The 11769-nt window shown below is 54.4% G+C and carries 10 protein-coding genes; all 10 read right to left on the minus strand.

Going from position 1 to position 11769, the window contains the following annotated elements:
• Nucleotides 1–98: 98 nt before the first annotated feature.
• Entirely contained in the window at nt 99–734 is a 636-nt protein-coding gene (locus ACIQ20_RS13985) for a hypothetical protein (RefSeq protein ID WP_395781317.1), read from the minus strand.
• A gap of 195 nt (nt 735–929) precedes the next feature.
• Nucleotides 930–1550, minus strand: a complete 621-nt coding sequence (locus ACIQ20_RS13990) for a glutathione S-transferase family protein (RefSeq protein WP_395781319.1) — start codon at nt 1548–1550, stop codon at nt 930–932.
• Entirely contained in the window at nt 1547–2230 is a 684-nt protein-coding gene (locus ACIQ20_RS13995) for a TVP38/TMEM64 family protein (protein WP_395781321.1), read from the minus strand. Before ACIQ20_RS13995 ends, ACIQ20_RS13990 begins: the two co-directional genes overlap by 4 nt.
• 49 nt (nt 2231–2279) lie before the next feature.
• Complete coding sequence (locus tag ACIQ20_RS14000; RefSeq protein WP_395781323.1) at nt 2280–3560, minus strand: hypothetical protein; 1281 nt, start codon at nt 3558–3560, stop codon at nt 2280–2282.
• Nucleotides 3557–3883, minus strand: coding sequence for an ArsR/SmtB family transcription factor (locus ACIQ20_RS14005; RefSeq protein ID WP_395781325.1), 327 nt, complete (start codon nt 3881–3883; stop codon nt 3557–3559). The genes ACIQ20_RS14000 and ACIQ20_RS14005 overlap by 4 nt, the downstream gene beginning before the upstream one ends.
• Before the next feature lie 253 nt (nt 3884–4136).
• Complete coding sequence (locus ACIQ20_RS14010) at nt 4137–5399, minus strand: ABC transporter permease (protein WP_395781327.1); 1263 nt, start codon at nt 5397–5399, stop codon at nt 4137–4139.
• Nucleotides 5396–6844: an ABC transporter permease gene (locus ACIQ20_RS14015; protein WP_395781329.1), complete on the minus strand. Its 1449-nt coding sequence runs from the start codon at nt 6842–6844 to the stop codon at nt 5396–5398. Before ACIQ20_RS14015 ends, ACIQ20_RS14010 begins: the two co-directional genes overlap by 4 nt.
• The gene (locus ACIQ20_RS14020; protein ID WP_395781331.1) at nt 6841–7578 is read right to left on the minus strand and encodes an ABC transporter ATP-binding protein; all 738 of its coding nucleotides are present in this window, start codon (nt 7576–7578) and stop codon (nt 6841–6843) included. The genes ACIQ20_RS14015 and ACIQ20_RS14020 overlap by 4 nt, the downstream gene beginning before the upstream one ends.
• A gap of 12 nt (nt 7579–7590) precedes the next feature.
• On the minus strand, nt 7591–9729 hold the full coding sequence (locus ACIQ20_RS14025) for a TonB-dependent siderophore receptor (protein WP_395781333.1): 2139 nt from the start codon (nt 9727–9729) through the stop codon (nt 7591–7593).
• A gap of 392 nt (nt 9730–10121) precedes the next feature.
• Nucleotides 10122–11405, minus strand: a complete 1284-nt coding sequence (locus ACIQ20_RS14030; RefSeq protein ID WP_395781335.1) for a sensor histidine kinase — start codon at nt 11403–11405, stop codon at nt 10122–10124.
• Nucleotides 11406–11769: the final 364 nt, after the last annotated feature.

Raw genomic sequence — 11769 nt, forward strand, 5'->3', positions numbered from 1 at the left:
AGGGCCACATAGACACCACAAACCACCATCCAGCCAAAAAGCTGCCTCTCAAAGGCAGATTATCCTAAATGCGCCGAAATCGGATTGTTCACATGCGACTAGCTCGGCATTTTTGGGCGTGAGCTCTTCGGCAAATCTCGGATAAAGCGCAGCCCCTCTGCCGCAGACACTTCTATTCTAGGCTCAAGACGCGGCTGGTAAGCTTGGACTTCACTGAACCCTTTGATCCATCGAAGAGGCAGCTTGACCTTTTTCTCAACTGTCTTTGCCCCGTCTCGCGATAACACGACCTCGTCGGCACCGACGGCAAATTCGACGTCTTCCTCATCGCGCAAACGCAATAGAGCTGCCCGCATGTCGGTATTAAAATCGACGTTCGTTGTGCCGCGTCCTTTGCATTCGCCATCAAAGCCCGATGCTGGCAGGTCAACGCGGGCATACACCCCACAACAGCCGCTGAAACCTTCAAAGCGCAACATATCTTCGTTGCTTGTGACAACCGGATCTAAAATAACGGTAGGCCTTGGCAGGAAAAAATGCGTGCGAACAACGTCACTCAACACATAGAGCATCTCGCCGAGCATTCTGGGTTGTCGCACGCGCCCATCAAAAAAATAAGGTTGAGCTAAACTGGCGTCACACGTCGCAAGGCAGAGCTGCGGTTTGCCTTTGGCCGATTGTTCAACGTTCGACTCGAAAGCGTATCTGTAAGTAAAATCGATCCCTGCAGACATTGATCCTCCCTAACTCACAGATGGAACGTGCAATTTCGCACTAACTCTAGAAAGGCCGGCTTGCTTTTTATGGTCGAGGGTAAAGAGTAGCCCGCTAAAAGTTGGTCCGCAAGCGCCGTGTTTTGAAGAGCTCTGCCGAGATGCCAGCAATCTCAAATGCGCCATTGCTAGGCATAAGCTATGCAAATCCGCACCTTAAAAGGCCAACATGCCCACTCCGACAGCAGGCCGTTCCCCAATGCGGGCCAGCCAATCGGTCACAATGGGTTTGTCGAGGAGTGCGGGGAAGCCGTGATCGAGGCCTGCCTTGAGCCACGGGTAGTGCATGATGTCGGCAATGGAGTAGTCGCCCGCAAGGAATGGCCGTCCATCGCCCAGCATGCGTTGAACTACACCTGTCAAACGCACACATTCGCCATAGAATAGCGCCATCATTTGGGGATTTCTGTCTGCGTCGCTGGCCGTTAGCTGCTCGTTCAATCGACCTAGGTTGGGACCAATATGGGCGGCTTGAAAAAAGGCACCCTGAATTGCAGCGTAACGGGCCGCGCCCGACTTTGCTAGAATGATACCTTCAGGGTCATACTGATCGGCTAAATAAGTCAGAATTGCGCCTGATTCCCAAACTGTGATGCCCGTCGCGTCGTCATGCAACACTGGGATCTTATTGTTGGGCGCAACATCTAAAAACCACGCTTCATGTTGCTCCTTTTGATCAAGCCGAACGTGACGTGGCACCCAATCGAGGCCAAGCTCTGCCAAGCCTATGGCGACCTTGCGCGCGTTTGTGGTTGCGGCACCATAAAGGGTGATCATGTGGGCTTTTCCGTATCCGTTTTGGGTTGCAGGGATGCCAACATCCAGCGTCGCCAAGACGGGACACAGACAGGCACGAGAATGCTGATGAGAAGAATACTGCTTGAAAGGGCAATGCCAGCGCCTGAATATAGCGCTTGGCCAATGTTGGCGAACAAGAAGGCCTGCACCATGCACCCAAATAGAACCGCTACGATGAAGCGAAGGAGGCTCATGCCTGACAATATCGCGGCGTATTGAAAGACGTGCTTCGGAAAGAATGGATACGCGCAAATGCCAAACAATGCCCACGCGCTCAGGCGGCCTTGCGCCAGTTTGCGCACCCATGACTGAACCTTTGGCGGCAAAGTGCTCAATACTTTATCCCGGCCTAAAATTGCGACCAGGCCAAATTTTAACATGCCGGACAAGAACATCCCAAGCCCGGCGTAAAGGGTGCCAAAAATAGGGCCAAAAATAGCGCCACCCGCCAAGAGTAATAAGCCGGTCGGAATAAGAAATAGAAACCGGAAAGTTAGAATACCAATAAACGCAAGGGCCCCCCAAATCCCAAGGCTCTGCACGAAAGCACGCAAAGAGTCTAAATTCCAATCGATCCTGAGTTGAGTTCGGATCACCATGGATACGCCAACAAGACCGAGCACAATGCCAAGCAGCAACAGCCAGCGATATAACGGCACGCCCACAATCTTGATGAATAGCCATTTGCTTGACCGAGAGGTCGCCACCTTATGCATCGGTTAGGATCACAGGGGCAAAGCCGCCGCCGCAGGTCCGGAAATTCGTTGTTTGGCCCTGATATGCGCGCGCGGCCAGCATCAGAGGATCGCCTGAAAACGTATAGACCCGGACATCAAACTTCAGGACTGTCGGGCCCGCTTCAGTTGCAACAAGACGAGTCTGGGGTGCAACAAAGGCTTGTGCGACGTAGCCACCTTTTTGAATTTCATTCCAAACCCGTCGCGTCAGCTTGTCGCCGCGATAGGCAGCAGCGCCGCCATATCCGGTGGCAGGCTTAAAGAACAGGGCCCCGCGGGCAGCCCAAAGCGCGTCGGCTTTTTCAGGTGTGACCTCAACAGTTTCGGGAAGGCTGGTGAGCGCTTGTGCGTGGTGGGGGGCTAGGTTCAACGTTTTGTGTTTTTCGGCATCGCTTAGAAATGCGAGATTGCGCTTGTCGGCATACAAAGCATGATGACGAGGAGAAGGCGTGACGACGACTTGATTCTGCAGTAGAGCGGATCGCAAGGCCTCAGACTGGGGCATGGCCAACGCAAAATCTGTCAGCCGATTGTAGACCATGTCAATGACGTGGTCTCCTGCCATCAAGCCGCGGGAACCTATGGCAAGTGAAGCGGAGTTGACAATTATTGTTGTAATACCCTGTTCATTCAAGAGTGCCTGTGCCAGCAGCATGTCAGGATAGAGATACTGCCCTTCGGGATTGTCATCGACAATGGCAAGTGTTTGGGGCTGACCTAGCCGACCGGCAGCGCGCCATTCTGACACCATCATCTCAGAGATGCGCTCTTCAAAACGACTGGCCCCAAACGCTAGATAGCCAGGCAGCGCGCCACCCTGCACGGCGCGGCTCAGAGCATGAACAAGAAATATGCCGCCCGCATTGGTGTTAATCTCAATCAGGCGGGGACCGTCGGGGGTGATATGGAAATCATAGCCCATAAAAACGCCGCGCGTTTCGGCCTGGACATTGGCGAGAGCACCATCGGCTCGGGATAGGGTTACGTCCTGATAACTGACGGTCTGAGTTGCCGCTTCAATGGTGTGAATCTGGTCGATCATGTTATCGAGATCGCTGGCAGCAAGAAAAACGCCAGTACTCGCGAATAGGTTTGGTCTTCCAGCCAAAAGAGTGGCCATTTCCGGGACGTTCACCGACGACAGAATCGAATTGTCGATTTGCTCGCGGCCCAATGGCAGACAAAAACAAGCCTCATTGAGCGCAGCAATTTCCGCCTTGTCTGGTATTAAGTTAGCTGACTTGGCGTTCATGCGCTTATCTCGTCGTCGAGAAGCTGGACAATCTCAGGGCGCTTGCCACAGCAATCATGCATCAGAAACTGCATCAGTTCGCTAAAGCGGTCGTAGCAGGCGCAATAAATCACCTCACGACCATTGCGGGTTGATTTGACAAGGTTCGCATTTGTCAGGACCAGTAATTGTGCGGACGCCGTGGTTGGTCCGATCTGAGCAAAGCGGGCTAGATCGCCTGCTGGCATGCCCTGTGGCCCCGCTTGGATCAGCCGGCGCACCAGCGACAAACGCCCTTCATGAGCAATTGCAGACAACATTTTGATTGCGATATTTTGTTCCATATTTCATGGATACATGAAATAATGAAAGGAGGCAAGACGAAAGTTTGTCTAGCCATCGCCTTGTTGCTCCGCGCCGACTTTCTGAAACTTCAGGTTTTGGCGCTCTACAACAGCTTTCGCCCCCACACATCCTTAAACCAGACCATCTGCAATCGGCCAGATTCTAACAAACTAAGCACACAGACCGAGATGCGCCAATCTAAGAAGTACAACCCATTCGCGCGCCAGAGCAGAAAATGGATAGCGGCATGCCTTAATCGATCTTCTCACCTAGCGGACGGTCAAACGCTGGGGCTGCGTCAAAGTCGGCCGGGGTGAAGGGCTTGGCCATAAACAGATAGGGATAATAGTAGGTTCTTAGCCGGGTATGATAGGCCCGAATACGATCCTGATAGGCCGATTGTGCGGCCATATCTGTACGCGCAATTCGGTGGAGGCCACGCTGAATAGTAATCGGTGGCAAGACGAGAGCGACAAGTCCTGCGCGGGCGTCACGCTCTGCAATCCCCGCCCGATAGGCTAGCGACAACGGCTCAACGTGCTGATCGCCTAAGTGCTGGAACGCATAATACCATTTCCATTCAAAGGGACGCTGCATGGGCGGCGACGTCGCATATTCGGGATAGAGTTTGTAAAAGCGCTGCAGGGTCGCATCGCGATCTACATCCCAAGCATCATGCACCGCCTCGCGGTTCTCGCGCATAATGGCCGCCCCGTCCGGGATTGGGGTGGCCGCATTGATCACCAGATTGGACCCTGCAGGCGCAATCAAGGTAATCACAAACCAGATGGTGGCCAGCACAGCCGCGTTGGTGGGTGAGCTGCCCGCACCTTTTGCGATCAAGGTTGCAATCAGGGTCCAAAATCCAAGCACTGTGAGGATAAGGGCGGTAAAGGCCAATGTCTCGCCTAGTCCTGCCCCGCTGATCAGAGCACCGACCCAGAAGACGAGAATGAGCACTGCGCTAACCATACCAAACCGAGCTGCAATCCGGGGAAGCCAGACGCGCGCACGCGCCTTTGGAAGGGCCTGCAAGCTCGCAAGTCGGCCGGCCTCACGCTCACCCGACCAAAGATCGTAGAAAAGCACGATCAGAACTAAGGGCGCCAAATAGATCAAGACAAAGGCAAAATCGAAGCGGCCCGGTAATGCCAGCTCTGGGTTTTGGGCTTCATTCTCATGAATTTGGCCCTCGAGCGCTAAGGCGCGAATACGCAAGATTGACGGGGCAATATCGCGCTGGCCGAGGGCGGCAAAAGCTAGGGCAGACGGCGGGTCCCACGTCGGGTGAAAGCGGTAATAGGCCGCATCGCCCGCATCGGTTGCAAAGGTCTTGATCGCGGCCGTATCTGTTTTTTGTAGGGCGATAACTTCGCTAATGGCCGCTTTTTGTCTGGCCACTTCCTGTAACCCCAGACCGACTGTCAATGCGGCCAAACCCGTCAGCAGCGCGATTGCCCACACACTGGCGTGTTGGCGCAGAAGGAAGCTGATTTCCCGCCAGAGGTGCTTCATAGCGCCCTGCCCGTCAAAACGCGCCCACTCCAGCCGGCCAAAATCATCATGGCCCCGAGCCATAGGGTGAGAATTAGGATTGGGGCGAAAGCGGCAGACAAGCGGTCTGCAGCGCTTGTGGGCTTGAAGACAAAGTCCGGTGCCTTGGCCCAATTATTGGCACCAATGCGCGTGCGCTGCTCGGCTTGGCTATCCTTGGACCGAGCAGCATCATCAGCGAGACTTAATCTATCCCGGTGCAGACCATTGAGATATTGCACCATGGCAAAGCGGTGGGCTTCGCTTTGCTGTAAGAAACGCAAATGGGTTTCAAGGTCTGTCCCTGCCCCTGCCATCGACACACGGCGCACAGCAAGGGCTGGGCTAAAGATCGACAGATAGGCAACGATGTTGCTTTGTGCGCGCTGGGTAGTGGCTAACTCGGCAAAATGTTTATCAAACAGCCGCGAGGTCAGCGCCTCCCCCTCAGCAGAGACGGCGCCCCGGAAGTTGAAAGGCAAGTCCTCGACTTTGGTCACGCCATAGTGCGCCAAGGTGCGCGCCCTGAAGGCGGCGAAGAAAGGATCATCGGGATTGTGGCTATCGCCCAATTGGCGCAACTCTGCTTGGATCGTCAGATCCGTTGCTGCCCGGCTCTCTAAGGGTTCCAAACGGCTTGCCAGTTCGGCGGCCCCGCGTGGGGCTACAACGGCAATGAAACACCAAATGCCGATCAGGATAAGTAAGGCTGCTTGGCCCGAGCGAGCCAAGGCTGAGGCTGCAATAATGCCGACAACCCAAATCAACACATAAAGGCCGTAACCAAGCCCAATCATAGCTGCGGCACCCGCTTCGCTAGGCATGACAATGGCCATCAGAATCAGGGTCAACCAAGCGGGGGCGAGGGCGACAAGGCCGACAGAGCCAAGCGCAAGGGTTTTGCCGAGGATGAGATCTCCTGCTGTGACACCTGAAGACAGAAGGAGCCTTAAGCTACCGCGCGTACGCTCGCGCGTGATCATCGAAAAGCCCAAAAATATTAGCAATAGCGGCGCGAGGGTTTGGAGGACAAAGGCCGGCGTCAACTGGCCAAAGCGCATGAGGCTTGAGTTCTCGCGCACCGCAGAAATGGTCGCACTATTTTGACGATGGCCTTCGAGATAAAGCGTGGTACCGCTGAACGGGTCAATGCCTGGATCAAACCCGGCTAGGGTACCAATCGGCCGGAACACATAGCTGCCATAATGCACCATGCGGTGAGGATGGCGGGCAGGTTGGGCTTCAAACAGCGCATCGGTTTCGGTCTGATTGGCCATACGGCCTAGGCGTTCCTGCGCCATGTGGGTGTAAGAGGTTGCTGCTGCAATTGTCGATAAGAGCAGCAAGGCAATCACGCCAATCAAGGCCACGCGCGAGCGCACCATTAAGGCAAGCTCAGCCCACGCGATTAGACGGGCGCGCCTCATGCAGCGGCGTGCCCGACGCGCGCTTGGGTGAATGCGCCATAGAGTGCTTGTAGGTCAAACCTTGGATTTGCGCTTTGGGCTTGCCACTCTGACGCCAGTTTGCCGTCAATAATCAGACCGATCGTATCGGCTACATCAACCGCACCCAAAAGATCATGGGTCACCATCAAAATCGCCACATCACCCGCTTTAAGGTCCAAGAGGAGAGCATGGAAATCCTGCGTCGCTTGCGGGTCCAGACCCGTTGTTGGCTCATCGAGCAAAAGCACGGGTGTTCGGCGCAGCAAGGCAAGCGCGATGGCCGTCTTCTGGCGCATGCCTTTGGAAAAAGCACCTAAGCGTTGGTCTTGCGCGGCAGGGTCTAGTCGGACTTGCGCAAAGGCCTCTTCAATCTGGGCCTTGGTGCGCGATTGGCCAGCGAGGCTCAAAAAATAGTCCACATTTTCGCGCGCGGTTAGATGCTCATAGAGAGCAACTGTTTCCGGCAAATAGGCGATTGAGGCGCGCGCAGCATCAGGCTGGCTTGCGGGGTCTTTGCCGTCCACCAATACCTGGCCGCTCACAACTGGCAAAAGGCCCAAAGTGGCAAACAAGGCCGTGGACTTTCCAGCACCATTGCCACCCAGCAGAGCGTAAATATGCCCCGCAGGGACGCTCAGTGTCAGGCCGTCCAGCACGCTGCGACCGCCGCGCTTTACCACCAGTTCGCTGAGCGACAGACCTTGACCCCCCATCCTATCGCACCCCTAGAAACTGTAGCGCAGAGCCACCGTCACGTTGCGCGGGGCACCCGGTGCAACCCACAGCCTGCTGAATGAATTGGTGTAGAATGTCGTGTCAGCCAGATTATTGACCTGAGCCGACACTTCCAAATCATCGGTCAGATCATAAGTCGCAAACAGACGCAGCGTCGTATAAGCGGGCAAATCAAACGTCGTGGCTGTCTCACCCAGACGCTCGCCGACATAAAGCAGACCACCGCCGATCTCCAACTCGCGCCCGCCGACCTCATATTCTTTCGAGATCAGCGCGCTCAAGGTATGCTCAGGCACATTGATCAGGCGGTCTCCCTTTTTGATCAGCGCGGCAAAATTGGGATCAAGGCCATCCTTGGCAACTTGCGCGTCCACAAAAGCATAAGACAGGCGCAGGTCTAATTCGCCAGGCAATTCTGCCGACACATCAACTTCAAGACCACGGCTTTCGGCTTCGCCAATGGCTAGCGAGAAGCCTGCGTTGATTGGGTCTGCCGTGATGATGTTCGTCTTGGTCATGGAGAAGGCAGCAATCGTGGCTTCCAAGTCGCCATCCAACAAGGTGATCTTGCTGCCCAGTTCGAAGGATTCAGACTCCTCCGGCGCAAAGGCTGTACCGGCAAAATCTGTTCCCGAATTAGCTCTGAAACCTTGGCCATAAAACCCATAGAGGGTGAAGGCGTCACTGGCTTCAAAGACAAAACCTGCTTGTGGGCTGAACTTGGTATCGCCGAAGGAAGTCGAGCTAGTGGTGGCCCGGTTCAAGCCAGAGCTGGAGAAATCGTCATACCGCCCACCCAAGCGGATTTGGAGCTGATCACTCACTTTGATTTGGTCTTGAATATAAAAGCCCCAAGCCTCTTGCTCATCCAAGCGGTTGGTTTGTGGACCCGGTGCTGGCAGCGGGAATTGGCCATAAATGGGGTTGAGAATATTAATCACATTGCCCGCAGCAGGGCTTGGGTTGCCAGCAACCGAGGGTGGCCGAAAGCGCAAGAAGAGCTGGTCATTGGAGAATTGGTCATAGTCGAAGCCTGCCAAGAGGCGATGCTCAAGCGCGCCTGTTTCAAACCGCCCGCTGATTTCAGCGCGGTAAACGGTATGTTCGGCTTCATAATCGCGGAAGCGGCGCTGGCGGGACAGGGTTTGACCATCGACAAATAGGCGCTGCCGGGCCGTGGCGAGCTCGGCTTCGGTGGAAAAACCTTCTAGATCGGTGGTGCGATACCCCGCGCCGACCAAAAAGCTCCAATCATCATTAAAGTCATGTTGAAGTTGTACCTGATGGCCGGTCGCATCAGCCTGAAGTGGCCCATCACCCGGCTCGCCGAGGAAACGCGAGGTCGGAACAACATCCAACTTGTTAGTGAGTGAAATGACGCCGCGATCAAAGGGGAGTTCTTGACGTGTGATTTCGCCTTCGTAGGTTAGGCTGGTCTTCGGATTGATCCGCCAGTGCGCGGAAGGAAAAATCCCGGAACGCTTGGACTCTAGTGTATCGCGGAAACTATCGCTCTGCTCGTAAAATCCGTTGAGGCGCACCGCAACCATCTCGCTCAAAGGGCCCGTCCAATCGCCATCGACGCGCACTTTCTCAAAGCTGCCGACGGCGATCCCGATCGCGCCTTCAGTCTCAAATTCGGGCTTCTTGGTGACCAGATTGACGGCCCCACCCGGCTCGCCACGACCGAACACGGCCGCGCTGGGACCCTTTAAGATCTCGATCCGTTCAATCCCGACAATGTCGCGTGGTCCGCCAAAGCCACGACCGGCATTGAAGCCATTGACGAGATATCCGCTGGGCAAATTCTCGTCGCCTGCAAAGCCACGCAAGGCGAAATTATCCCAAAGGCCACCAAAGTTGTTTTGGCGCGCCATGGATGCCGACAAGTCCAGCGCATCGGAAAGACGGGTGATCCCAACTTCCTCCAACGTGTCTGCCTCCAGAATGTCGACAGATTGGGGCGTCAGCTTCAAAGGAATGTCGGCCCGATAGGCTTGGCGCTGTGCGGTCACCACAATGGTTTCTGCTTCGGCTTCCTGTTGCGCGGGACCTGCAAAGGCCACAAAAGGCGTCAGTGTAGCGCCAATCAAAGCGCTAGATAAAAATGAAAAGCGTCGAATGGTCATAATGCCTCAGCGCGTCCTTAACTGGTCATCATCTGCGTTTGAAACGGATCTCCATCCTTTGTTATATTATCACATAACAGATGGAAGGGGGGAAATGCAGCGAGAAGCCGATAAATCGACGGGTTACATCTCTGTGACGAAGACGCGCGTAAAGGGCCGAGTATCTGGAGCTGATGGACCTCAGCTTTCGCAACCCACGCCCGACCTGCCCCTCTCGGCCAATTGTTGTCGCTGACTTCAATTCGCGGTTCTGACGCGAAAATTTCGGCCCTGTTATCGCATGGAAGATTGCTGGCGGATCAAAATCCACTCTGCTTGGACTGAGCAATTAGGATGGCCCTATTCCTCACGAATCGGCGGATTCCCTTAAACCCAACTAGAGAGCAGGAGCTCTACGCCGCCAAGGCTTGTAGTATCGTGATCGGGAAGACCGGCACAAACAAATTGGCTTGCGTGCCATGACCGATGCGACTGCGGATCTCGACCCGCCCGCCGAGCAATTCACTGAGGCGCTTTGTGACTGCGAGACCAAGTCCTGAGCCATCATGGTTGCGGGTTAGGCTTGAATCAACCTGGGTAAAGGGTTCGAAGATGCGCTCCAGTTGGTCGTTTGGAATGCCGCATCCAGTGTCGATCACGCTAAACCAAAGCCAGTCCTGTGTCGCATCACTAAAGGGACGGACGCTGAGCGTAACGTGACCCATATCGGTAAATTGACACGCGTTTGCTGCCAGATTGATGAGACATTGCAACAGACATCTCGAATCGGTCTGCAACACGGGTAGATCCTGCCCGATATCGATCTTCAGGTCGACTGGCTTTGATTTCACCAAATGGCCAACGGTTTCGCGGACTTGGTCAAGCAATTCAGCCAACTCAACCGTGTCTAATTGCAAGTCGATGCGACCTGCTTCGAACTTGGTCAGATTGAGAATGTCGTTAATCATCGCCAGCAAATGCTTGCCCGCGCGCTTGATGCTATTCACATCACTAATGGAAACTTTCTCGCCTGAATCCACATCTTCCTTGATGATTTCCGCATAGCCAATGATGGAATTAAGAGGTGTCCGAAATTCGTGGCTAATGTTACCAATGAAGCTCGTTTTGACAGCATAGGCTGCTCGCGCTGCCTCTAGCGCATGTGTCAGTTCCTCGGTGCGTGCTTGAACGCGCAATTCTAACGAATCGCGTTCTTCACTTAAGGCACGATGGGCTGCCCTTAAGTCTTCGCCAGCCTTGTAAAGCACACGCGCGTTCACCAAAATGATCGCTATCGCACCTAAAAGAGCAAACGATACGATGCTCGCAATTGTCCACGGGAAGCTTGACCAGAGATAGTGGACCATCAGGATCAGCAACATTGTCAAAGGCGGCGTAACCGACGCGACCAAAATACTCAGAGACCTGTGTCCATTCAAAATGGAGTAAGTTGCCATTGTGAATAAGGCTATGACTGGAACCAATCGTTTTAACTCGTTGTCGTGCTGCCACAACAAGTAAGTCAGACTTACCCAAGTCATCACCACCGAAAAGATAGCGCCTACGTAGAGTGGCGCATAGCTTGTGTCTCCAGCCGCGACTTTGGGTCCGCACCACTTAACACAGCCTTCTCCAAGGCCTACGAGCGCCAGCCACGCCAAAGCGATGGCCCAATCGGTCGCTACTGCAACTATCATTGCGACAATCCCAGCCATGCCGACTCGCCAGTAAATTTGATCGTTTGTGTCTTGTTGTGCTTTTGCTACGATCGGGTTCATTGGCTTTGGCTCTATTGGTGGCTTGGCTATCTTAGCGCGACATGCGTTTCCAGCAGGATTTTTACCAAGTCGCCACGATTATCTTATCTGTTGTTACACCCTTGTTACCTCAGAGGTTTTAAGAACGTTTAAATGTCTGTTGCAAACTACAAACCAGATCGCTCAACGGATTTTGCCAACAGCGGCTAGGTAAGGCGCCTAAATGGTCCAATTGCGGACGATCCGCTATTGGCGTTTGGAACTAAACCTGCACCCCAAAAGTTATCGATGCGGCATCGGTGCC

The sequence above is a fragment of the Aquidulcibacter sp. genome, from assembly GCF_044346625.1.
In the GTDB taxonomy this organism is placed as follows: Bacteria; Pseudomonadota; Alphaproteobacteria; order Caulobacterales; family Aquidulcibacteraceae; genus Aquidulcibacter.